The 23,549-nt window shown below is 69.8% G+C and carries 21 protein-coding genes; 9 read left to right on the forward strand and 12 right to left on the reverse strand.

Annotated features, from left to right (window positions below):
• From E1293_RS17710 to E1293_RS17725, 4 genes are all read right to left on the reverse strand, one after another.
• Positions 1 to 2,229: MMPL family transporter (locus E1293_RS17710; RefSeq protein ID WP_243716295.1), on the reverse strand; the 2,229-nt coding region annotated here is incomplete at its 3' end.
• A 128-nt stretch (positions 2,230 to 2,357) separates the two neighbouring features.
• Complete coding sequence (locus tag E1293_RS17715; protein WP_132198519.1) at positions 2,358 to 4,154, reverse strand: fatty acyl-AMP ligase; 1,797 nt, start codon at positions 4,152 to 4,154, stop codon at positions 2,358 to 2,360.
• 248 nt (positions 4,155 to 4,402) lie between these two features.
• Positions 4,403 to 4,651 (reverse strand): TFIIB-type zinc ribbon-containing protein, encoded by a 249-nt coding sequence (locus E1293_RS17720; protein WP_132198520.1) that lies wholly within the window; start codon positions 4,649 to 4,651, stop codon positions 4,403 to 4,405.
• Between the two features lie 69 nt (positions 4,652 to 4,720).
• Positions 4,721 to 4,903, reverse strand: coding sequence for a hypothetical protein (locus E1293_RS17725; protein WP_132198521.1), 183 nt, complete (start codon positions 4,901 to 4,903; stop codon positions 4,721 to 4,723).
• Positions 4,904 to 6,516: 1,613 nt separating this feature from the next.
• On the opposite strand from E1293_RS17725, the gene E1293_RS17730 reads away from it, so the two are divergent.
• On the forward strand, positions 6,517 to 7,266 hold the full coding sequence (locus E1293_RS17730) for an IclR family transcriptional regulator (protein ID WP_279473218.1): 750 nt from the start codon (positions 6,517 to 6,519) through the stop codon (positions 7,264 to 7,266).
• 7 nt (positions 7,267 to 7,273) lie between these two features.
• On the opposite strand, the gene E1293_RS17735 is transcribed toward E1293_RS17730, so the two are convergent.
• Positions 7,274 to 7,636 carry a YkvA family protein gene (locus tag E1293_RS17735; protein ID WP_132198522.1) on the reverse strand — a complete coding sequence of 121 codons (363 nt, stop codon included), beginning with the start codon at positions 7,634 to 7,636 and terminating at the stop codon, positions 7,274 to 7,276.
• 346 nt (positions 7,637 to 7,982) lie between these two features.
• Between E1293_RS17735 and E1293_RS17740 the strand changes: the two genes are divergently transcribed.
• Complete coding sequence (locus tag E1293_RS17740) at positions 7,983 to 8,978, forward strand: alpha/beta hydrolase (RefSeq protein ID WP_243716296.1); 996 nt, start codon at positions 7,983 to 7,985, stop codon at positions 8,976 to 8,978.
• 57 nt (positions 8,979 to 9,035) lie between these two features.
• On the opposite strand, the gene E1293_RS17745 is transcribed toward E1293_RS17740, so the two are convergent.
• From E1293_RS17745 to E1293_RS17765, 5 genes are all read right to left on the reverse strand, one after another.
• Positions 9,036 to 9,653 (reverse strand): septal ring lytic transglycosylase RlpA family protein, encoded by a 618-nt coding sequence (locus E1293_RS17745; RefSeq protein WP_132198523.1) that lies wholly within the window; start codon positions 9,651 to 9,653, stop codon positions 9,036 to 9,038.
• Positions 9,654 to 9,957: 304 nt separating this feature from the next.
• Complete coding sequence (locus E1293_RS17750) at positions 9,958 to 10,881, reverse strand: hypothetical protein (RefSeq protein ID WP_132198524.1); 924 nt, start codon at positions 10,879 to 10,881, stop codon at positions 9,958 to 9,960.
• A gap of 261 nt (positions 10,882 to 11,142) precedes the next feature.
• Positions 11,143 to 12,249: a ferritin-like domain-containing protein gene (locus E1293_RS17755; protein ID WP_132198525.1), complete on the reverse strand. Its 1,107-nt coding sequence runs from the start codon at positions 12,247 to 12,249 to the stop codon at positions 11,143 to 11,145.
• Between the two features lie 193 nt (positions 12,250 to 12,442).
• Complete coding sequence (locus E1293_RS17760) at positions 12,443 to 13,051, reverse strand: LURP-one-related family protein (protein WP_243716297.1); 609 nt, start codon at positions 13,049 to 13,051, stop codon at positions 12,443 to 12,445.
• A 232-nt stretch (positions 13,052 to 13,283) separates the two neighbouring features.
• Positions 13,284 to 13,907, reverse strand: a complete 624-nt coding sequence (locus E1293_RS17765) for a TetR/AcrR family transcriptional regulator (RefSeq protein ID WP_132198526.1) — start codon at positions 13,905 to 13,907, stop codon at positions 13,284 to 13,286.
• A 174-nt stretch (positions 13,908 to 14,081) separates the two neighbouring features.
• Here E1293_RS17765 and E1293_RS17770 point away from each other — a divergent pair, with 174 nt between their 5' ends.
• From E1293_RS17770 to E1293_RS17785, 4 genes are all read left to right on the forward strand, one after another.
• Positions 14,082 to 15,389: a GH1 family beta-glucosidase gene (locus E1293_RS17770; RefSeq protein WP_132198527.1), complete on the forward strand. Its 1,308-nt coding sequence runs from the start codon at positions 14,082 to 14,084 to the stop codon at positions 15,387 to 15,389.
• A gap of 75 nt (positions 15,390 to 15,464) precedes the next feature.
• A complete protein-coding gene (locus E1293_RS17775) occupies positions 15,465 to 17,210 on the forward strand; it encodes a protein kinase domain-containing protein (protein WP_132198528.1) in 1,746 nt (581 codons plus the stop codon).
• A gap of 88 nt (positions 17,211 to 17,298) precedes the next feature.
• Positions 17,299 to 17,946 (forward strand): GNAT family N-acetyltransferase, encoded by a 648-nt coding sequence (locus E1293_RS17780; RefSeq protein WP_132198529.1) that lies wholly within the window; start codon positions 17,299 to 17,301, stop codon positions 17,944 to 17,946.
• Positions 17,943 to 18,710, forward strand: a complete 768-nt coding sequence (locus E1293_RS17785) for a class I SAM-dependent methyltransferase (protein ID WP_132198530.1) — start codon at positions 17,943 to 17,945, stop codon at positions 18,708 to 18,710. Before E1293_RS17780 ends, E1293_RS17785 begins: the two co-directional genes overlap by 4 nt.
• On the opposite strand, the gene E1293_RS17790 is transcribed toward E1293_RS17785, so the two are convergent.
• Positions 18,699 to 19,373, reverse strand: a complete 675-nt coding sequence (locus E1293_RS17790; RefSeq protein ID WP_132198531.1) for a TetR/AcrR family transcriptional regulator — start codon at positions 19,371 to 19,373, stop codon at positions 18,699 to 18,701. The genes E1293_RS17785 and E1293_RS17790 overlap by 12 nt on opposite strands.
• 71 nt (positions 19,374 to 19,444) lie before the next feature.
• On the opposite strand from E1293_RS17790, the gene E1293_RS17795 reads away from it, so the two are divergent.
• From E1293_RS17795 to E1293_RS17805, 3 genes are all read left to right on the forward strand, one after another.
• Positions 19,445 to 20,791 (forward strand): MFS transporter, encoded by a 1,347-nt coding sequence (locus E1293_RS17795; RefSeq protein ID WP_132198532.1) that lies wholly within the window; start codon positions 19,445 to 19,447, stop codon positions 20,789 to 20,791.
• A gap of 136 nt (positions 20,792 to 20,927) precedes the next feature.
• On the forward strand, positions 20,928 to 21,890 hold the full coding sequence (locus E1293_RS17800; RefSeq protein ID WP_132198533.1) for a hypothetical protein: 963 nt from the start codon (positions 20,928 to 20,930) through the stop codon (positions 21,888 to 21,890).
• Positions 21,891 to 21,952: 62 nt separating this feature from the next.
• The gene (locus E1293_RS17805) at positions 21,953 to 22,762 is read left to right on the forward strand and encodes an SAM-dependent methyltransferase (protein WP_132198534.1); all 810 of its coding nucleotides are present in this window, start codon (positions 21,953 to 21,955) and stop codon (positions 22,760 to 22,762) included.
• Here the strand turns inward: E1293_RS17805 and E1293_RS17810 are convergent.
• On the reverse strand, positions 22,752 to 23,504 hold the full coding sequence (locus E1293_RS17810; RefSeq protein ID WP_165978261.1) for an endonuclease/exonuclease/phosphatase family protein: 753 nt from the start codon (positions 23,502 to 23,504) through the stop codon (positions 22,752 to 22,754). The two genes, E1293_RS17805 and E1293_RS17810, sit on opposite strands and share 11 nt — an antisense overlap.
• Between the last annotated feature and the right edge of the window lie 45 nt (positions 23,505 to 23,549).

A 23,549-nucleotide genomic window follows, 5' to 3' on the forward strand; every position in this document is an offset into this window, starting at 1 on the left:
GGCCAGGGCGGTGCGTTCACGGAGGTCCATGCGGGCATGCAGCCCTGCGAGGAAGCCCGGCAGCCACCAGTTCGCCGCGCCCATGAAGCGCATCGTGGCCGGGACCAGGAGGGACCGGACGAGTGCCGCGTCCACGACGACGGCGACGAACATGCCGACGCCGATGAGTTTCACGACGGTGATGCCCGCCATGCTGAATGCCGCGATGACGAGGAGGAACAGCAGCGCGGCGCTGGTGATGATGCCGCCTGTGTGCTGCATGCCGGACGCGACCGCGGTGCGGTTGTCGTGGGTGAGGTCCCATTCCTCCCGAATACGGCTGAGCAGGAAGACCTCGTAGTCCATGGACAGGCCGAACACGACCGCGAGGATGAGAATCATGCTGGTCGCCTCGACGCCGCCGGTCGGGGTGAAGTCGAGGAGGCCCGCGAGGTGCCCGTACTGGAAGCCCCACACGATCGCGCCGAAGGAGGCGCCGATCGACAGGACGTTCATAACGATCGCCTTCAGCGGCAGGACGATCGATCCGAAGAACATGAACAGCAGGATGAACGTGGCGACCCCGACGACGAGCGCCATCTTGGGCAGCGACTCCATCAGGCTGGACATGAGGTCCATCTGCGCGGCCGTGCTGCCGCCGACGTCGATGTGCATGGGGTAGCCGTCCTTGGACAGGCTCATCCCGCGTATCTCCGTCACAAGGTCTTGGGCGTGCTGGTCCATCGGCTCGTACTTGTGCGTGACGGAGATGCGCACGCCCCCGTACGAGCCCGAGTAGCCGGTGAACTGTGCTTCGGTGACGCCTGGGAGGGACGCGAGGCGCTTCCTGAACTGCTCCAGGTAGGGCGGGATGGGGTCGCCCTTACCGGACGGTGTCCAGTCGCGCGGGATGAGGTCCCCGGACACGACCACGTCGATGGGCTCTGCGGACCCGTTGGGGAAGTCCTTCTTGACCGTCTCAACTACGGTGCGTGTAGGGCTGTCCTTGGGGAGGACACGGGCGTCCACACTGCCGAACTGGACGTTCAGGAACGGCCCGAACATCACGCCCAGGATGACGAGCACAACCGCGAAGTACGGCAGCGGGTGCTTCATCACGCTGTGACCGAGGCGGTACCAGAAGCCGCTGTCAGGGTCTCGCTGCGCGCGCTTGGACGTAGGACGCCGCCACGGCATCCGTCCGAATTCGACGCGCGGCCCTAGGAGCGCCAAGAGCGTCGGCAGCAGAACCGTGGCTCCGAACACGGCCACCATGACGGTGGCTATGCCGGCGAGCCCGATCGTCCGGAGGAACATCTGCGGGAACAGCAGTAGCCCGGCGAGAGCGGCGGACACGGTGATGCCGCTGACCATGATGGTGCGGCCCGCGGTCGCCATGGTGGCGGCCAGGGCCGTCTCTCGCACGGGTTTGAGGGCCGCTTTGTACGCCGTCTTCGCGGCCTTGCGTGACGCCTTGTCGCGTTCCCGTTTCCATGGTTTGCCCTGGGGCAGGCCCTGCGCGGCCATGCCTCGCTGTAGTTCCTCACGGAAACGGCTGATGATGAACAGCGAGTAGTCGATCGCTAGGCCGACGCCCATCATCGTGACGACTTCCAGGGCGAAGGACGTCACGTCGGCGGCATACGTCACGACGTGCAGGACGGCCAGTCCGCCGACCGTCGAGAAGACGGCCACGGCGATCGGCAGGAACGAGGCCGTCAAGGCACCGAACAGGACGACCAGCAGGATCAGCAGCGGCAGCGCGGTAATGGTCTCCGCGCGGACGATGTCGGTGACGACCTGCTCGCCGAACTCCTCACCGAGCGGGACGGCGCCGCCGTACTGGACGCGCAGCCCTGGCGCGGCCAGGCGCTCCTTGACGGCGTGGTAGTTCTCAATCTGTGTCGCGCCATCCTCGCCGTGGAGCTTCACGGCGACGAACGTCGAATGCCGGTCGTGGGACGCGAACGAGTGGGCGGCCTCACCGTTGAACGACCAGTAGGAGATTACTTCTTCGACCTGGGCCTTGGGCAGGCGCGCGATGGTCGTGACGACGCTTGCCTCATAGCGCGGGTCGTCCACCGTCATGGTGTCGCTGGTGTAGAGGACGAGAACGTCGGGATTGGTGCTGCCGAAGTAGGTCGCACCCAGTTTGGCGACGAGCGTCGAGGAGGCGTTCGGGTCCTCGAAGCCGCCCTCCTTGAACTTGGCGAAGACGCCGAGCCCCCAGACGCCCGCCACCACGGTCATGATGAGGATCAGGACAAGGCTGGGCCAGCGTCGCCTGTTGATGAGACGCCCCAGCCCCGAAAGCATGTTCCTCCTGTTTCGCCACGGCCGCCGGGAAGCCTCCTGGCCCCGGCGGCCGATTCCGTGTGCTACCTACGAGACGCCAGGCGAGCCTCAGTCGTTGCCAGGGCGCCGTCCAGGTAACGTTGCCTCGTCGCCGCACGTGCGATTTTTCCGCTGGACGTACGCGACACGCCACCCGGTTCGATCAACACGAAGTCGTGGACGCTCATCTCGTGCTCCACGTTGACGGCTCCGCGCACCGCCGACTCGACCTCGTCCACGTCCAGACGTCCGAGAGGGACACGACGGTTGCGTTCGGCGACGACCACCAGGCGCTCTGTCTCCTCCCCAGTCAACGCGAACGCGGCCACGTAGTCGGGACGGATCGCTTGGTGCGCCTCCTGTGCGGTGACCTCGATGTCCTGGGGGTAGTGGTTGCGGCCGTCCACGATGATGAGGTCCTTGATGCGGCCGGTGACGTACAGCTCGCCGCCGTGGACGACACCGTAGTCGCCGGTCTTCATCCAAGGCCCGGACGGCAATTGCCCCGGCTCGGACAACTCGCCGCCGAACGTGTCTTGGCTCCGCTCGGAGTTGCGCCAGTAGCCGTGCGCCGTGTTGGGGCCGTGCACCCAGATCTCGCCGACCTTCCCGTCCGGCTGCTCGACGCGCGTCTCGGGGTCGATGATCGCGACGATCTGCCCGGACGGACGCCCGCACGACACCAGCGCGCTCGTCCCTTCGCCGTCGTCGTCGCGAAGCCGCAGGTCACCCTGTGTCAGCGCGTCCCGGTCGGCGGAGAGGACCTTCGGGGGGACGTCCTCGGCCGCCGCGGTGACGAACACGGTCGCCTCGGCCAGCCCGTAGCCCGGCGCCTGCGCGCCCGGACGCAGCCCCGCCGGCGCGAGCGCGTCCGCGAACGTCGAGAGCGTCGACGTGCGGATCGGCTCCGCGCCGTTCAGGCAGGTCGTCAGCCCGGACAGGTCCAGGCCGGCGAGCTTCTCCGGCGACGCCATGGACGCGACGTACTCGTAGGCGAAGTTCGGCCCGGCGGTGTACACGTTCTTGCCCGGACGGTCCGCGATCAGCTGCAGCCACCGCATCGGGTTCATGATGAACGACACGGGATCGGTGAAGATCGCGTGGTCGCCGCGCACCAGCGGCAGCGCCATCGTCGCGATCAGGCCCATGTCGTGGAAAAGCGGCAGCCAGCTGACCAATTCGGGGTCCGGCTTCTCCGGCGCCCACCCGGACCACAGTTGCGCCGCGTTCGCCGTCACATTGCCGTGGGTGATCTCCACTCCGGCTGGGCGGCGCGTCGACCCCGACGTGTACTGCAGGTAGGCGACGTCGTCGAACGCGATCGGTTCGTCCTCCCAGTGGTCCGCCAGGGAGAGGTCGATCTCCTCGGCGAACACGATCTCCTTCGGCTGGGGGACGTCATGGTCGGCGAGGAACTTCTCCACATGCGGCAGCGCGTTCCGCGTCGTGACGATCACCGCGGGTTCGGCGTCGGTGTAGGCGCCGATCAGCCGGTCGGCGTGCCCCGGCAGGTCGGGCGAGAACAGCGGCACCGCGATGACGTGCGCGTACAGGGCGCCGAGCATGGTCATCATGTACTCGAGCGTCTGCGGCAGCAGCAGCGCGGCCCGTTCTCCCGGTCCGGTGACCCGGCGCAGCGTCACGGCCGTGGCGCGGGCGCGCCGGTCCGTCTCGGCCCAGGTCAGCGTCAGGTGCGCGCCGGACGGGTCCGCCGAGTAGTCGACGAAGGTGAAGGCCGCGGCGTCCGGCTTCTCCCGCCTCCACCTCGCGATCCGCTCGATCAGCGGGGTGCGGCCCGAGCCGCCGGGCAGGAGTTCGGTGAGCAACGAGCCCAGAGCCATTGATCATCTCTCCCGGGGGGACGTGTCGTGAGGGATGGACTCCGCCGGCGGACGTACGCCGCGCCTGCCGGACGACCCTCACTGGACGCCCCTGGCCACCGGCGATGATCGTCAAGCTACCGGATGGTAGTCAGCGCGCGATATTAGCTCGCGGTCACATTCGCCAAACCCCGGTTTGTCACCGCCGTGACAAGAGGAAATCCCCCTTTACACCTGGGCGTTCGCCCCGTCACCGACCGTGCCCGGGGCTACCGGCCGGTGGCGAAGATCTGCTCCATGATGCCCCGGCGGTGCCGGCCCTGGTACGTCGTCTCCGGGTTGACCTCGACCGAAAGCTCCGCGAGGTAGCGGCTCTCGGCGTCGATCAGCTGTTCCAGTTCGCCGCGATCGAGAAACACGCCCTTGCATCCCGGGCATTCTTCGATCACGACCCCGTGGCGTTCATGAGTGTCGAGCTTCGCCTCGCACTTCGGGCACTGCAGCATCGCGTCTGACATACCGGATCCCCTGTCCGTCACGGCAGCGTTTACTGTTCGGCGGACAGCTTACTGACACCCGACCTGGCGTCACCCCGTCCCGTCTTCGGCGGTCTTGGACGCCGCACGGCCGAGCGCGATCCGCCGGCGCCACAGCGCGACACAGGCGGCGCCCCACAGCAGCCCTATCTCGGCCACGAGCGCCACACCGACGACGACGGCCCAGTCCGTCTCGTCCCCTTCCTGCATGCCGACCGGGGCCATGAGGGTCATCCGGCTCTTCCCGGCCGCGGCGTGCGTCGGGGGCGGTGCGTACACCGGTGGTAGGACGACCCCGCCTGGACTTGGCGCCGGCAGATTCGGCATCGGCACCTCGGGCGCGTCTTGCCCGATTGCCGCCGGGCCGCTTGGAGTCTGGCCACCAGCCGACGAATGCGTTCCATTCCCACCCGGTCCACTGGGCGGCTTACACGGTTTCCCCTGACTCCCCGCACAGGGCGGGAGCACCCCAACGCCGCCGGACGACACACTCGCTTTCGGCGTACCGCTATGGCACGACTTCCCCATGGCGTCACAGACATCCGGTTTGCCACCGGACGGCTTGGACGGGGCACTCGTCTTCGGCGGGGCACCATGGCACGGCTTCCCGTCCGTGTAACAGCCGCTGGGCTTATCGCCGGACGGCCTAGGAGAAGCACAAGGCGCTCCCTTACCGGTCGCGCAATGGGTTGGTTTCCCAGGCCCACCAGACGGCTGCGCCGTTGGACATGGCCGCGCAGCCAAGCTCGCCTTGCCCCCTGCACAATGCGTCGGCTTACCTCCGGACGGCGCAGGCGAAGGACACGTCTTGCCCGACGTGCACGGCATGGGCGTCCCAGAGCCGCTCGGCTTGCCCCCGGACGGCTTGACCGGTGGACACGAACTCGCCTTGCCCCCCGCACACGACGTCGGCTTACCACCAGACGGCTTAACCGACGGACACGGACTGGCCTTGCCGCCTACGCAGGACGTGGGTTTTCCACCCGGAGGAGAACTCGCAGTCGGCTTACCGCCGGACGGCTGAGCCGACGTGGGTTTTCCACTCGGATGAGCGCTTGGGCTTGGCTGGCCGCTGGGAGGTGCGGTCGGTGGGTCACTGTCGGGGGTCGGATCGCTGCCGGACGGCTTGGGGCAGGGGGTGGGCGCGCCTGGCGTACCGCACAGGGACGCACCGGAGAAGTCGAACACTGCGCGAATCGATCGATGGGGCGCGTTGGATGCCTCCGCCAGGGCGATGACACTGAAACGCTTCGCGGACGGCCCCGACACCATCCAGGCCGGGATTCGGACGGTGCTCGTCCGTGAACGGGGCTCCGAACCCACGTCGCCTAGGCCGCAGCGCAGTACGTGGTCGGAATCGGCTTCCAGGCAGTCCGGCGCGTGGCTCGCCCAAGAGAGCGGGTGTTCGGCCGTGAGGTTCAGGGTCACGTCATGCGCGACGCCACCTTGCGCCCGCACACGGACCGTGTACGTCAGTGCGTAGTCCGGTCCACTGGTCGTGCCGCGGGTGGCCGCCGTTTCCATGAGTAACCGGACGTCGGATCGGCGTCCGTCCGGCACGGCCTCTGCGGCGGGGCTGAACAGCATCAGCGGCACGGCCAGCGCACAACTCGCCGTGATCGCGCCCCAGCACGTCCTTCGGCGCCCCTCTCGCACTCGCTCCCCCTAGCGGTCTCCTCATGGCTGCCAGGGGGGCGGTGCCGTGGCACCGGGCACAGACAGTTATTGCCAGGTCATCCACACGAGTAACGTGCATCACTCCGGCAACCCGCCCTCTTTCACACAGCGAAATCGGTTCTCCGTAGAATCGGGTGGGTCGCGAGGGTGAGCGGGAGAGGAGACACGGGGTGGCGGAGGCCGTTCGGTCGCTGGAGCGCGCGTTCGATCTGCTGGAGCATCTGGCGGACGCGGGGGGCGAGATGGCGCTGTCGGAGCTGACGGAGGTCTCCGGGCTGCCGATGCCGACGATCTACCGGCTGATGCGGACGCTGGTGAACCAGGGGTACGTGCGGCAGGAGCCGTCCAAGCGGTACGCCCTGGGGCCGCGGCTCATCCGGCTCGGCGAGGGCGCGAGCCGCCTGCTCGGCACGTGGGCGCGCCCGGTGCTGGCCCGGCTGGTGGACGAGATCGGCGAGACGGCCAACATGGCGGTCCTGGAGGGGGACGAGGCCGTGTACGTCGCGCAGGTGCCGTCCAAGCACTCGATGCGCATGTTCACCGAAGTGGGGCGACGCGTCCAGCCGCACTGCACGGGCGTGGGGAAGGCGCTCCTGTCACGGCTGTCCGATCAGCGCGTCAGGGAGATCCTCGCCCGGACGAACATGGACGCGCACACACCCAACACGTTCACCGACCCAGACAAACTGGTCGCAGAGCTACGACGGATCCGCGAACAGGGTTACGCCCTAGACGACGAGGAGCAGGAGATCGGTGTCCGTTGCGTCGCGGTGCCGTTGCAAGGCGCGCCGACGCTGACTGCCATCTCGGTCTCGGGCCCCTCAGGACGCATGACACGCGAAGCCGTCCAGGACGTCGTCCCCATCATGCGGGACGCGGCAGAACGCTTCGCCAAGGAACTCGGCCCCACCGCGCCCTGAGAGGCGCTCAGTCGACCGGCTCGCCGACGATGACCGTGGGCCGTCCACCGCGCTCCCACGCGACGAAGTCGCCCGCCGACTTGACGAGGAGGGCGGCCAGCCACAGTGCCAGCCCGGTGTCGTCCACAATGCCCGCGACAGGGATGACGTCGGGGATGGCGTCGATCGGGGAGATGATGTAGACGAGCCCCAGGGCGAGCAGTCCGAGCGTCCCGAAGGACATGCCCTTGTACTGCCCGCGGAGAACGGCCTTCATCATCCTCGGAACGGCGCGCAGCCGCTCCCAGAACCCCGGTGCGTCGGGTTCGAGTGTCTCGCGGTAGATCTGCCAGGCCTGCCCGGCGGCGGCCGCACTGCGCTTCCTGTCCACCAGCACTCCTCATCGCTACGTTCGTGAGGGCGCGCCCCCGCGGCGCCCACGTAGGACTAGGACGCGATGCGTGCCGGAAATGTTCCCTCGAACCGATCATGAGGCAGGGGTCACAGCCGCGACGACCGGATCGGCGCCGGAACGATCGTGAGAGACATCCCCGGCCCGCGCTTCACTCGGGTTACCACAAGTGAGGTTTTCGTCACTCTCGTGGGCGACGTGCGGCGATTCACGGCGTGTTGCCCGCCGTCCGCTGGAAGCATGGGGCGTCCGGGCGGAGCGCCGCCTCCCTCCCCCGGCACGACCGGCATGGCCCGTCGAGCATCGCAGGAGCTGACGAACCGATATGAGCGGCGACCATACGAACCGCCCCGTGCACGGCACCGCGGCGGGCGACGCCTATGTCGCGCTGCCGCCGACCGCGGTCGACGCGTCCGCGTCCGGCCCGACCCGGCTGCTCGTGGCCTGGCCCGGGTTCGACCCGCCCCGGACGGCCGGTGCGCTGGCGGCGGCGATACCGATGACGGGCGTGCCGGTGTGGCGCGTCTACCTCGACCTGCCGGGACGCTCGCCCGGCGGCCTCGGCTCGGGCACGATCCTGGAGACCGAGAGCATCGAGGCGTACTGCGCGGCCGTGGAGAACGCCGTGGAGCGGCTGCCGGACGCGGTCGCGGAGATCCGCCGCGACCTCGCGATCCCGGACGGGCCGGTCGCGCTGGCCGGCTTCAGCGCGGGCGGCTCGGCCGCGCTGCTGGCCGTGGCGCGCGGTGCCGTCCCGGTGAGCACCGTCGCGCTCGTGGCGCCCGTCGTCGCGCCGTCGCGGGCCGCGCGGGCGGTGGAGAAGCGGTCCGGCCGCGACCGCGCCTGGACCGAGAACGCCCTCGCGCTCGCCGAGCGGCTCGACCTCGGCATCGTCGCCGCCGACATCGCCGGACGGGACGTCCCGACCCTGCTCATCGGCGGCGCCAGGGACCGCGTCGTCCCCGCACGCGAGATCACGGCGCTGCGCGACCAGCTCCGCCTGCACGGCGGTGCGCCGGTGGAGTCCAGCACGTTCCGCATGGGGCACGCGCTGGCGGCCGAGCCCGGCACCGAGCCCCGGCCGCCGATCACGGAGGCCGTCCGGGTGGACGGCGTCCTGACCGACTGGTTCCGCGAGCGCCTCGCCCTGCCGGCACAGGAGGCCGGCTCGGCAGGCGGACGACCGGCCGACCCCCTGCCCGACGCGCCAAGCGACCAGACGCAGCCGGTGGAGCCCAGGCACGGGTCGTGGGCGCCAGAGCCAAGCGGGGAGGACGTCCCGCAGACGCGAACAGGCGCCGGCGTAGGCCGACACCCCTGACCCCACCCGGTGGGCGCGGTAAAGCGCCCGCCGGGCGGGTCAGGGGTTTTGCGAGGTTCAGCCTCGCGAGAGCACCTCGTACCGGACGGGGATGATGCCCGCCCCGGTACCGCCGACCTTCTTCATGGCGGCCGTGGACAGGTCCAGGCAGCGTCCACCGGCGTAGGGCCCGCGATCGTTGATGCGGACGATGACCGACTTGTCGTTGTTCTTGTTGGTCACGCGGACCTTCGAGCCCATCGGCAGCGTCTTGTGCGCCGCCGTCAGCTCGCTCGGGTCGAAGGCCTCGCCGCTGGCGGTCATCTGCCCCTCCCCGTAGAAGGAGGCCTTGCAGGAACCCGACTTCACGACCTTGTAGTGCTTCTTCTTCTCGGGCTTGGCCAGGTGGGCCGCCTGGCTGTCGGACTTCGACGACTTCTTCTTGGGAGTCTTCGAAGGCGACGGCTCCGGAGAGCGGGTCTTGCCTCGGCTCGCCCGCGTCGGCTCCTCGCGCGGCCGGCCGGCCAGCGGATCGGACGTCTGCGGCGCGGTCTGCGCCGCCTGCGCCGATTCGGCCGGGCCGTCGGCGCTGACCAGGGCGAACGCGCCCGCTGCCAGGACGGCGACGGCCGCGCCGGAGACGATCAGGATGGTACGAAGGCGTGCTTGAAGAAGACGCCTGACAGGGCTACCCACAGAGGAGTCCTTTGTTAGGGGACAGGACCCCGGACGCCCGGCGTGGCATACCGCCGTTCTCACGGCGTGGTCAGGCGACGTCCCGCGCACGAATCAAGCCAGACGCCCGCTATTCGTGGGGTTTGTCACCTCAGTCTTTGCCCTGTGAAGCTGATCAACTCCACACGGTGACCGCATTTGAAGATCGACTTTACTCGCCATGGACCGGTCGATCTCGGGCAGATAACAACCGTTCACGGGCAAACGAAAGGGGCGTTCCGGCGGAGTGTCGATCCCGCCGGAACGCCCCCTGGGCGGCCGTAGGTCAGCCGATACCGGGCAGGTCGGGCAGGCCCAGCCCGGGTGCGGACGGCATGGACAGCGGACCGTCCGCCGGCCTGCCGGCACGGTCCTTCGCCTTGAGCACGTCCACCACGCTGCCGACGTTCTCCTCGGTCTCGCCGACACCGGCGCCGGCCTGGTTCACGGTGTCGTTCGCCTGGCCGACCAGGTCGTCGGACGGCTCCGGCGCCGCGATCCGTCCGGCCGGCGGGAAGAGCGCCGCGCCGACGGGCAGGCCGCCGGGGCTCGCCGAGCCGAGCGTGGACGGGACGTCGGGCAGCCCGTCGGTCAGGCCGGGAACGGCCATGCTCAGCGGCATGCCGGCGCGGCGCCCGCTCGGCAGCGGCGCGCCGCCGAGCTCGCCCAGCTTGCTGTTGTGGACGGAGGTGCCGACCTTGCCGACGTCGTTCAGCAGCGTCCGCGGCACCCTGCCCGCCGCGTCGGACGGGACGGGCAGCGCGGCCCTGCGGCCGGTGCCCGGCGCCGCGCCCAGGCAGTCGCCCTCGGGGAGACCGCCGAGCGGAGACCGGCCGGCGGTCTGGAGCGGCGTCCGCGGCAGGCTCGTCCCAGCCTTCGAGTTAACCGTCTTGCCCGGGTTCAGCGTGCAGCGGGCGTTCCCGGCACCGAGGCCGGGTGCGGCCGGGACCGCTCGCAGGGTGGACGCCGCGGGCGCCGCGCGGAGGACCCCGTCCACCGTGCCGGTGCCCTGTTCGGCGGTCTGGCCGACGGTGTTCAGCACGGGGTCCGGGAGCGTCCTCGTGACGGGTGCGGCCGCCGTGGCGGCGTCGTAGAGGAGCGCGGTGGACGGGCCGGGCGCCGCGTTCGCCGGTGCGGCCGCCACGGCGAGCGCCGCGACGACCGGAGCGAGCACGGAGATGCTGAGCAGATTTCTGGCGGATCGATTCATTCTTTCCCCCGGGGTTTCGGACTGACCCTGCACGTTGTGGTGTGCGCCCGAGCGGGTTGTGAATCCGGCGCACCGTCGAGCGGGGACGCTAGTACACGACGGCGGCCGCGCGCGGCCAATTCGAGAATGAATTGAAGAACACAATAAAGATCTACACGAATTGATCGGCAGCGGTCCCGGGGAGCCTAAAACTCGACAATGCCCGATAAAGCATGAAGGCGGGGGCGCCCCGCAGGACGCCCCCGCCTTCGCGGCTCGCGGCTATTCGGCCCCGCCGAGGGAGATGGCCTGGTCGACCTCGTCCTGGCGCGCGGCGAGCTCGGCCGCGTAGCGCTCCTCGTCGACCTTCTCCGCGATCTCCTCGTCCTGCTTCATCAGCGCCTCGAGGTCGGCCTTGGCGTTGTCGAGGACGCCCATGTCGGCGTAGGCGGCCTGCACCTTGTCGCCCCAGAGACCCACGTCCCGGACACACGGGACGATCCGGCTGAACAGCAGCGACTGATAGAGGGTGTACATGTCGGAGTTGTCGACGAACTCCATGCACTTCTCGACCGGCATGTCGAGCTGCTCGAAGATCTCGCGTCCCTTGAAACGGTCGCGCATCAGGTAGCAGCCCTCGACGACGAACTCCTCGCGCTCGGCCCGCTCCTTGTCGGTGAGCTCGGCGTAGTAGTCCTTGAGCGCGAGCCGCCCGAACGCGACGTGCCGCGCCTCGTCCTGCATGACGTACGCGAGGAGCTGCTTGACCAGCGGGTTCGTCGACATATCGCGGTAGAGCCCGAACGCGGCGAGGGCGAGGCCCTCGATGAGGACCTGCATGCCGAGGTAGGGCAGGTCCCAGCGGCTGTCCTCCAGCGACTCGGCGAGCAGCTTCGCCAGGTCCTGGTTGATCGGGTAGTACATGCCGATCTTCTCGTGCACGAACTTCGTGTACAGCTCGACGTGCCGCGCCTCGTCCATGGTCTGGGTGGCGGCGTAGAACTTGGAGTCCAGGTCGGGGACGGACTGGACGATCCGCGCCGACACGTTGAGCGCGCCCTGCTCGCCGTGCAGGAACTGGCTGAACAGCCACGAGCCCTGATGCCGGCCGAACTCGTCCCGCTCCTTCTGCGACATCTTGTCCCAGATGTCGGATCCGAAGATCGGATTGAAGTTCTCCGGCAGGCCGGCGATGTTGACCGGATCGACCTCAATATCCCAGTCGATGCGCTTCTGCGCGTCCCACTGCTTGTCCTTGCCCTTCTGGTACAGGTTCAGCAGCCGGTCGCGCCCCTCGTCGTACTCCCAGGTGAAGCGGGTGTCGCCCGCCATCGGTACGTTCCACGTGTCCGTCGGGACCGGTGTGGAGTAGAGATCAAAGGAACTCACGGGGGGACCCTCCTCCAGGCGTCGCGCCGCGCGGGATCGCGACGCGGGTGTGCTCCGCCCACGGCTTTACATACCTTCGTAACATGTAAAGCGTCCGGAGACCAGGGAGACGCCCGAACCGACCGGCAAAACCCCGAAAGCCGTCGCCCGCAGCCCCGCGGACATGCGGGCGACCCGGATTCGGCAGCGGCCGTCAGCGGGACTGGAGGGCGTCCAGCCCCACGGCCTGGGCGATCACCAGCCGGCGGTCGAGACGGGGGTCGTTGATCTCCACGACGTACCGGTCGCGGAAGCCGAACTTCTTGTCGACGGTGAAGACCACCTGGTCGCCGGCGTAGAAGTCGAAGTGGTACGGCCAGGCGAACGGCAGGCTCTCCACATACGGGATGAACTGCCAGATCCGCCGCAGCACCGCCACGAACTTGTTGCGCTCGCTGCCCGTGGTCACGCCGAGGCCCGGCTGCTCCATGTGCCAGGTCGAGGCCAGCAGCGACTTCTTGAAGTCCTTGCGGAACACGCCGATCGGCTGCCCGTGCGCGTCCGTGATGTCGTACGCCGACGCCAGGTCGATGCGCTTGCGCGCCTTGAACCCGAGGATCGGACGCGTCTTGGAGTCGTCGGAGTACAGGGTCACCTGCTCCTTGAACGCCAGCCTCTTCTGCTGCGCGAAGGCGAGCAGCTCGCCCTCCGCGCCGCCCGGCCCCTCGGCGTGCACCTCGTACTGGTTCACCATCAGGCGCACCCGCTGCCGGATCAGCAGCCTCTGCTGCGCCTGGAGTCTCTCGTCGTCCAGCGGACTCACCCGTTCTGTGTCGTTTTGCGGAGGGAGTCTGCCACAGAGCGCCCCGCCCATCCGGCGTTTCCACCACCCAGCACCCGCCGAAGAGCAGCCCAAAGGCCCACTGATTCGCCAGTCCGCCGCCCTGCCGGGTCACCGCCCTGCCGGGTCACCGCCCTGCCGGGTCACCGCCCTGCCGGGTCACCGCCCTGCCGGGTCACCGCCCTGCCGGGTCACCGCCCTGCCGGGGCGCCGGTCAGGTTTCCTGGATGTGGTCGGCGAGGTAGCGGTGGATCAGGCGTTCCGCTTCGGCGACGATCTCGGGGTCGCCGTCCGGGTTGCGGCGGAACGCCATCTTCAGGACGGCGTCGCCGGCCTCCACCGAGATGGCGAGGGCGGTCGCGAGGCCGGGGGTGTCCTGGATGCGGAACGTGTCGACGATCATCTCGCGCAGCCGGTCGGCGACCACCGCGTTGTTGTCGGCGTCGGAGTCGAGCAGGTTGACGTCGGCGACGTCGCCGAAGCGCAGTATGCGGAAGCCGGGGACGGTCCGGTGCATGTCCACGAAGATCTCGATGATCGCGCCGACCGTGTCGGACCAGGCGCCGAACCCGCCCTCGCCGAGCCGGGCCGAGATCCGGTCGCCGAAGTCCTCCAGGTTGCGCAGCGCGAGCGCCTGCGCGACCGCCCGCTTGTCGGGGAAGAACTGGTACACCGAACCGATCGCGACCTCGGCGCGCTGCGCGATGCGCGTCGTGGTGAGGCCGTCGTAGCCCTCCTCGTCCAGGATCGCGGCGCAGGCGTCGAGCATCCGCCGGACGCGTTCGGCACTGCGGCGCTGGGCGGGACGGCGGCGCAGCGGGGTACGGATCTCGGTCACCCCGCCATTGTCCCCCGAACGCACCGCTCCCGGACATGCGGAGCATGCCGTTCACCACCCCCGGGTCAGGGGAGTCTTCCGCCCGCACCACCCCCGCACTAATATCCGAAAGCTATTCGCGTTTCACCAGGGCATGCCGGACGGTATGCCGGTCATGCCGGGGAGGGGATCGCGTTGGGGCTTCCTGATGGCTTCCGCTGGGGCGTCGCCACCGCCGCCTACCAGATCGAGGGCGCGGCCGCCGAGGACGGGCGGGGACCGTCCACCTGGGACACCTTCGCCCACACGCCCGGACGCGTCCGTGACGGCCACACCGGCGACGTCGCCTGCGACCACTACCACCGCTGGCCGGAGGACGTCGCGCTCATGGCGGGCCTCGGCGTCGACGCGTACCGGTTCTCGATCGCGTGGCCGCGCGTCCAGCCGTCCGGGAACGGCCCGGTCAACCCGCGGGGCCTCGACTTCTACGACCGCCTGGTGGACGGCCTGCTCGCCGCCGGCATCACCCCCGCCGCCACCCTGTACCACTGGGACCTCCCGCAGCCGCTCGAAGACGCAGGCGGCTGGATGGAACGCGACACCGCCTACCGGTTCGCTGAATTTTCCTACCTGGCGGCCGAGCGGCTCGCGGACCGCGTGGAAATGTGGATAACCCTGAACGAGCCCGTGGTCGTCATGGCCTACGGCTACGCGTTCGGCGTCTACGCCCCCGGCCGGACCCTCATGCTGGACGCGCTCCCCACCGCGCACCACCAGCTCCTCGCACACGGGCTCGCCGTCAACGCGCTGCGCAGCCGCAACGCCCGCGCGATCGGGCTGACGAACCACTACTCCCCGGCCTGGCCCGCGTCCCCCGCCGACCAGCCCGCCGCGGACGCCTTCGACGCCTTCATGAACCGCCTGTTCACCGACCCCGTCCTGCTCGGCCGCTACCCGGACCTCATGGCGGACGCGCCGTTCGTCCGCCCCGAGGACCTCCCGGTCATCGCCTCGCCCATCGACTTCCTGGGCGTGAACTACTACCACCCGACACGGCTGACGACCCCTGCCGAGGGGCCGCTGCCCTTCGGCATGGCGGACATCACCGAGTACCCGACGACCGGTCTGGGCTGGCCCATCGTCCCGGACGCGTTCCTGTCGCTGCTCCGCACCCTCGACTCCCGCTACGACCTGCCGCCGCTCTACATCACCGAGAACGGGTGCTCGTTCACCGACGAGCCCGGCCCGGACGGCACCGTGGACGACTCGTCCCGCATCGAGTTCCTGGACGCCCACGTCAATGCCATGCGCACCGCCATGGACGAGGGCATCGACATCCGCGGCTACTTCACCTGGTCGCTCCTGGACAACTTCGAGTGGGCAGAGGGCTACCATCCGCGCTTCGGTCTCGTCCACGTCGACTACGAGACGCAGGAGCGCACACCCAAGAAGTCCTACGCCTGGTACCGCGACCTCATAGCGTCGGCCAAGGCCGAACGGTAGGAACCGGTGCGTGCGGCGGCACCCTCAAGACCGCCTGGATAGTCTGCTGCCTCTGCTTTGTCGTGGAGGTTGTGAATGCCGGAGTCCCGTCCGCTGCGCAGTAGCGATCCCCGCGAGGTCGGCGGGTTCCGGTTGACGGCTCGGATCGGCGAGGGCGCCCAGGGGGTCGTCTACCTGGGCGAGTCCGATACCGGGGAGCAGGTCGCGGCGAAGGTCCTGCACGCCGATATCGGACGGGACGACCGGGCCCGCACCCTCTTCGAGCGGGAACTGGCCGCGGCCCGGAGCGTCGCGCCGTTCTGCACCGCCCGCATCCTCGCCGCCGAGGCCGACGGCGAGCTGCCGTACATCATCAGCGAGTACATCGACGGGCCGTCGCTGCGGGAGCGGATCGCCGCGGACGGTGCCGCGACGCCGTCCGAGCTGGTCAGACTGGCCATCGGGACGGCGACCGCGCTCGCCGCGATCCACGAGGCGGACGTCGTCCACCGGGACTTCAAACCGGCCAACGTGCTGCTCGGCCCGGACGGTCCGAAGGTCATCGACTTCGGTGTCGCGAAGACGCTGGAGGCCACGTCCGCCACCCTGACCGGGGCCGTCGGCACGCCCGCGTACATGGCGCCGGAGCAGGTGGAGGGGGCCGCGGGCGGCGCCCCGCTGGACATGTTCGCCTGGGGCTGCACCATGGCGTTCGCCGCGAACGGCGTGCCGCCGTTCGGCGGCGCCTCGGTGCCCGCCATCATGCAGCGGATCCTGTACGGGGAGCCGGAGCTGGGCGCCCTGACCGGGGATCTGCGCGCGCTGGTCGCGTCCTGCCTGGCCAAGGATCCGGCGGGACGTCCGACCGCGATCCAGGTGCTGCAACGGCTCCTCGGCACCGGCCCGAAGGAGGACCTTCTCGCGGAGGGGACGACCGCCGCCGCCCTCCCGAACGCGGGCCCGCTTCCCGGACACGCGCCTCCGAACGGCATGCCACCGGCCGGCTGGGGGCCGGGGATGCCGGGCGGCACCGCTCCGGGCACCGCGCCGCCGACGGGCCCTTACCCGTGGAGTCCTCCTGCGCCCGGACGGGGACGGCCCCTGCTCATCGCCGGCGCGGCCGCCGCCGCCCTCGTGCTGCTGGCCGGCGGGGCGACCGCCGCGGTCCTCCTCAACAACGGCGACGACAAGGACAAGCCGGAGGGCGGCCGCACACCGCTGGCACAGTCGCCCTCGGCCCAGACGACGGGCCCGTCCAATACGACGATCCCGCCCAAGACGAAGTGTGACTACCCGGCCTCCACCATTGGGACGAGCAAGAACGTCGGGACGCCTCCCACCTCGCCCTCCGCGACGCTGCCCAGCGGTGCCACCATCAAGACCAACCTGGGCACTCTCGAACTGACGCTGGACACCGCCAAAGCCCCGTGCACCGTGAACTCTCTGAACTTCCTCGCGAGCAAGAAGTTCTACGACCGAACCTCATGCCATCGGCTCACCACGGACGCGAGCCTCAAGGTCCTCCAGTGCGGTGACCCGACCGGAGGCGGGTCGGGCGGCCCCGGCTACAAGTTCGCCAACGAGAACACGGCCGGGGCGAGCTACAAGCGCGGCACCGTGGCCATGGCCAACGCGGGGCCGAACACCAACGGCAGCCAGTTCTTCATCGTCTACGCGGACGCGAAGCTGCCGGCCGACTACCCGGTGCTCGGCCACGTCACGTCCGGCATGGAGATCGTCGACGAGGTGGCCAAGGGCGGAGCGGGCGACGACAACGGCCCCGGCGACGGCAAACCCAAGAAGCCCATCACCATCACCGAGTTCCGGACGGCAGCAGGCTGACCGACGCGACACGCCGCACCGGAGGGATGTGACGGGCGAGCAGGAAAACGGGATGCCGCGGGATGGGCGGAGGCGCCAAGGTGAGGGGATGCTGGTCGATCATTTCCCGCTGCTCGGGTTGCGGCTGACGACGCCGCGGCTGGAGTTGCGGCTGCCCTCGCCCGAGGAACTCGCCGCCCTCGCCGACGTCGCGGCCGACGGCGTCCACGATCCTGACACGATGCCGTTCGCGGTGCCGTGGACGGATCGTCCGCCCGCCGAAGTCGCGCGCGGAGTCGTCCAGCATCATTGGATGACGCGCGCGCAATGGACGCCGGACGACTGGGAGCTCGACCTCACCGTGCTCCACGGCGGCGAGGTCGTCGGCCAGCAGACGCTCAGGGGGCGGGACTTCGCCGTCCTGCGCCAGGTGAGCTCCGGCTCCTGGCTCGGACGCCGCCATCAGGGAAAGGGAATCGGCACCGAAATGAGAGCCGCCGTCCTGCACCTGGCCTTCGCCGGACTGAACGCGGACGAAGCCCTCTCCAGTGCGTTCACGGAAAGCCGCGCGTCGCAGGCGGTATCGCGCAAGCTCGGCTATCAGCCCAATGGCGTGTACCGTCACGTCGCCCGCGGAGCGATGACCGTCGAGCAGGCAATGCGGCTCACCCGGACGGATTGGGAACGCCAGCGGACCATCCCCGTCGCGATCGAGGGCCTTGCCCCTTGCCTTCTCATGTTCGGAGCAACCGAATGACCGAGGACGGATTCGAGGGTCTGGTCGCCGAGGCAAAGGCCGCGGACGTGTCCGGCTGGGATTTCTCCTGGCTGGAGGGCCGCGCCACCGAGCAACGTCCCTCCTGGGGATACCAGCGCCTGATGAGCGAGCGGCTCGCCCGGGCCCAGGCCGCGCTCGACATCCAGACCGGCGGCGGAGAAGTGCTCGCCGGGGCCGGCCGGTTCCCGCCGGCAATGGCGGCCACGGAATCCTGGCCGCCGAACATCGCGAAGGCCACCCGGCTGCTGCATCCGAGGGGCGCCGTCGTCGTCGCCGATCCCGACGAGCCGCCGCTGCCTTTCGCCGACGAGGCGTTCGACCTGGTCGTCAGCCGGCATCCCGCCACGGTCTGGTGGACGGAGATCGCCCGCGTCCTCGCCCCGGGCGGCACGTATTTCGCCCAGCACGTCGGCCCTGCGAGCGTCTTTGAACTGACCGAATACCTCCTGGGCCCGCAGCCCGAAGCCCGCGGCAAACGGCACCCGGACGTCGAAAGCGCCGACGCCGAAGCCGCGGGCCTGCACATTGCCGATCTGCGCCTCGAACGGCTCCGCATGGAGTTCGCCGACATCGGCGCGGTCGTCTACTTCCTGCGGAAGGTCATCTGGATCGTGCCCGGCTTCACCGTGGGCGCCTATCGCGACCGCCTCCGTGAACTGCACGAGCGGATCCAGCGGGACGGTCCTTTCGTCGCCCATTCGTCCCGCAGCTTGATAGAGGCCCGCAAACCGTCAGCGCGATGACGCGCGGTCCCGGTCCAGGCCGTTGAGAATGCCGGTGAGGCCGAGTTCGAAACGGTCGGTGAGGCCGGGGCGGCCCGTGAGCGTCCCGGCGGCGGCCACGACGTTCGGGTAGCGGTCCGCCGGCAGGCCGCCCAGGAATCGGCTGATCTCGGTGAGCCGCTCCGGGTTGTCCGGGCCCTTCCCGAACGCGGTCTCCTGCGCGGCGAAGCCGACGACGTAGAACATCAGCAGCAGGTACCCGTAGCCCGCGAGCCGGTCGTCGAAGCCCGCCCTCCGCAGCACGCCGATCACCCGTTCGGCGAGCGCGAGCCCGTTCGGGCCGAACGGGGTCCGGCCCGGCATCAGCCGCGCCACGTCCGGGTGGGCTAGCAGGACGCGGCGGAGCGCGAGCCCGAGGTCGCGCAGCCGCTCGTCCCACGGGCCGTCGTCGCCGTCCGGGAGCGGCACGGTGCCGAGGACGTCGTCGACCAGCAGGTCGAAAAGCTCATCCTTGCTGCGGACATGCCAGTAGAGCGACGGCGACTTGATCTGCAGCGCGGCGGCGAGCCTGCGCATGCTGAACGCGTCGGCGCCGTCCGTCCGCAGCAGGTCGAGAGCGGCGCGCGCGATCCGCGCCCGGTCGAGCCGGGCCGGGCCCGGGTCGTCGGGGAGGCCGAGTGGCATGCCGCCAATCTAGCAGTGCAAGGGATTCCCTAGCAATGTTAGTCTCCCCCTAACATCGCTAGGGAGGTTCCATGGAGATCCGGGCCGAGGGGACGAGGGCGGGGTGGTGGCCGCTGGCGGCGATCGTCCTGGCCGTCTTCATGCTCATGCTGGACGCGACCATCACCACGGTCGCCCTGCCCGGCATAGGCCGTGACCTGGGCGCCGACCTGGACGATCTCCAGTGGGTCCTGAACGGCTACACACTGGCGATGGCCGCGTTCCAGCTCACCGCCGGGTCACTCGCCGACCGGCTCGGGCGGCGCCGCGTCTTCGTGGCCGGCGTCGCCGTCTTCGCCGCCGCGTCCCTGGCCTGCGGGCTGGCCACGCGACCGGACGTCCTGATCGGCGCGCGCGTGATTCAGGGGCTGGCAGGTGCGTCGATGTTCGCGACCACGCTCGCGCTGATCGCCCAGTCCTACGCGGGACGCGACCGGGGCATCGCGTTCGGCGTGCGCGGGACCGCCGCCGGCGTCGCCGTCGTCCTCGGGCCACTGGCCGGCGGCGCCCTGGTCTCCGGTCCCGGCTGGCGCTGGATTTTCCTGGTCAACCTGCCCGTGGCCGCGGTCGCCCTGGCCATCGCCTGGCGCGTGCTGCCCCGGGGAGAGCACCTCGACCGGGGGCGGCGGCTGGACGTCCCCGGCCCCGTCATCCTGGCGGTCACGCTCTTCTTGCTGGTCCTGGCACTGCTGCGCGGCGGCGGCTACGGCTGGGGCAGCGCCCGGACGGTGCTGCTCTTCGCGGGTGCGGCGTGCGGTCTCGCCGTCTTCGTGCTCGTCCAGCACGTCCGGGACGACCCGATGCTGGAGCTGTCGCTGTTCCGCCGGCCCGCCTTCACCGGGACGCAGATCGGGTCGTTCACCGTCCAGGCGAGCGTCTTCGCGCTGCTGGTCTACCTGTCGTTCCACTTCCAGAACCAGCTGGGCTATTCGGCGATGCGCGCCGGGCTGGCGTTCCTGCCGCTGGTCGTCCCGATCCTGCTGACCGGGCCGGTGGCGGGCGCGGTGATGGACCGGCTGCCCCGGGGCCGGCTGGTCGCCGGCGCGCTGGCCGCACTGGCGGCGGGGATCGCGCTGATGCACGGCGGCGGGTGGTGGCACCTGGCCCCGGGCATGATCGTCGCGGGGCTGGCGTGCGGGGTCGTCCTGCCGGTGCTCGGCGGGCTGGCGGTCGACGTGCCCGACCAGCGCCGGCTCGGCATGGCCTCCGGCGTCAACAACACCGTCCTGCAGATCGGCTTCACCGTCGGCGTCGCCGGCTACGGAGCCGCCCTCGGGACGTCCGGCCTCGACTCGCTGTTCGTCATCGGCACGGTGACCGCGCTGCTCGGCGCCGTACTCACCGCACTGCTCATCCGAGACCGTCCGGGCGCCCTTTGAACCCGCCATTACTGGCCGAATCCGGCCTCGGCGAGCGATCGCCGCTCGGTCATAATCGGGACAATTGACAAACACATAAGGCCGGTGACCCATGAGCAGATGGCGGTCTGGACGGTGGCGCATCGCGGCCTGTCTCGTGGTCGCCGCGGCCTTGGCAGGCGGCGTCACCGTATGGGTTCAGCGGGACGGTGAGCCGACGCCGGCTCCGGTGGTGACCGCGGGCAAGATCGAGGTCAACTACTTCGTCTCGGGCGACTCCCATGACGCCGATCTCGAATACCGCACGGGCAACGGGACGGAACGGCATGACGCCACCCGTCTTCCGTTCCGGACGGAGCTGTGGTTCGAGAAGGGAGCGGCCTTATCGCTTCGCGCCCAGGGGACCGGAACGGTCATGTGCACCGTCACCGTCAATGACGAGGTCGTCGCGCAGGTGTCGGGCGGCAAGGACGGCGTCGCACTCTGCACCGGCCAGGCCGGAGTCACGAAGGCGCTGGCGGGGGCCGTGCTCCCGCCGGGCGGACCAGAACTGCGCGATGGAGAGGTGCGGCTCCGCACGGTCGTGCCGATCCAGCGTTTCCCGGGCCGCGCTTCGCCCACGGACGGACGCGTCACCGACAAGGAAGCGCACCTCTCCTATGCCGAACTGGGCGGGGTGTGGAAGGCCAGTCGCCGCGCGAATCCGGAGGTAGAAGGCTTCAATCGCACGCAGGGTTTCCCCGTCGAGTCGGCCTGGGACGCCGTCATCGCGTCCGGCGTCGCGGGCAGTGGGCTCATGAAGGCGTACAAGGGGGACGACCGGCTGCGAGCGCTGGTTTCGGCGGCCCTGGACGAACGTCAGAGCTTCGATTTCCAGGGCAGCGCGATCGGGCGCGATGTCGCCTCGCAGTCCCTCAAGATATCCGGGCATCCGGGCTGGGTGATGGCGCGCGAACTGCGCTATACGAAGGACGGCGAAGACCGGATGACCCTGCTCGTCTTCGTCGCCGTGGACACGGGGAACCCGCGTCCGTCGTTCATTCTGATGTCCATCCCCGAGCCGGAGAAGAGGCACTGGCCGGACATCAACACGGTGATCGACTCGATTCGCGTCGACTGACGGCCCGCAAGGCTGCTCCCATACACTGATCGCGGTTGGGACCATTTTCGGAAGGCGGCGGGATGGCGGATTCCGGGGAAGCATCGGCCATGCCCGGTGTGGACGCGTCCACGCCGAGCGTGGCCCGGATGTACGACTATTTTCTGGGCGGCAAGGACAACTACGCCGCCGACCGCGCCGCGGCCGAGGCGGTGGTGCGGGCGCTGCCCACGGTCGAGGGCGTCGCCCGGGCGAACCGGGCGTTCCTGCAGCGGGCCGTCCGCCACGTCGCCGGGTGCGGCATCGACCAGTTCATCGACATCGGGGCGGGCCTGCCCACCCAGGGCAACGTGCACGAGATCGCGCGGGCGGAGCGGCCCGGCGCCCGCGTCGTCTACGTCGACAACGACCCGACGGTCATCGTGCACGCGCGGGCGCTGGTCGCCACCGACGACCGGATCGGGATCGTGCGCGCCGACGTGCGCGACCCGGGCAAGGTGCTGGACGATCCGGAGGTGCACCGCCTGATCGACTTCCGGCGCCCGGTCTGCGTGCTGTTCGTCGCCATCCTGCACTTCCTCCCGGACGAGGAGGACCCGGCCGCCCTCGTCCGGCGGTTCACCGGCGCGCTGCCGGACGGGAGCCACGTCATCCTTTCGCACGCGGCCGCGGAGGAACTGCGCAACCAGGCGGTCGGCGACACCTACCGGTCGCGGTCGGCGAGCGCGTCGCTGGTGGCCCGGACCCGCGAGGAGGTGGCCGCCCTCCTGGACGGCCTCACCATTCTCGACCCGGGCGTCGTCCCCCTGCACGAATGGCGGCCCCGCGGAGGCGAATACGTCACCGGCGCCGGCTGGACGGCCGTAGCCCGCAAGGAGAGCGTCAGCGGGTGAGGGTCGCCTCGATGCCGTAATGGTCGGACAGGACGGCCGGGCGCCCGTCCGGGAGCCGGATCTCCTCCTTGAAGACTACCCGGGTCGCCGCTTCCACCCCTGGTCGGACGAGGAGCTGGTCTATGGCGCCGATGTCCGCGTAGTCGGGACGGTAAGTGGGTTCCGTGTCACCCTTCAACGCATCCTGCAGGCCGGTGGCGGACACGAACTCCTGGAAGTAGGAGGAATCGCGGGGGACATTGAAGTCGCCCATGACCACCATGGCTTCCGACTGAGGAATCCGGTTGATGGCGGCCTCCAGCTGGCGCAGTTCTGATTGCTCGACTTTGGTGTAGGCATTGGACGCGGACCAGTCCATGTCCATGTTCGCCGAAAGGTGCGTGTTCACCACGGTCAGGAATCCGCCGGGCGCACGCAGGCGGGTGAAGAGGGCACCTTTGCGCAGCAGCCATTCGGGGCGGACGGGCGGGCCGATGGCGTAGGTCAGGAAGTGCGTGCGCGTGATCGGCCACCGCGACAGCGTGACCAGGCCGCCGCGGACGAGCGGCGGCGCCATGGCGTGCGCGACGTGGGGGTAGGACCTCGCCGCGCGCCGGAACCGGGCCAGGATGAGGGGCGATATGACCTCTTGAAGGCAGACCACGTCGTAGCCGGACCGTTCGACGAGATCGGCCAGTGCGCCCGTCCGAGCACGCGCCTGCCCCCGGAACAGCGTGTTGAAGGTAAGGACGCGAGCCCTCATCACCGGGCCTCCTCTTCCGATTTTGCCGGTATCCGCCTGAAATGT

The sequence above is a fragment of the Actinomadura darangshiensis genome, from assembly GCF_004349235.1.
GTDB classification, from domain to species: domain Bacteria; phylum Actinomycetota; class Actinomycetes; order Streptosporangiales; family Streptosporangiaceae; genus Spirillospora; species Spirillospora darangshiensis.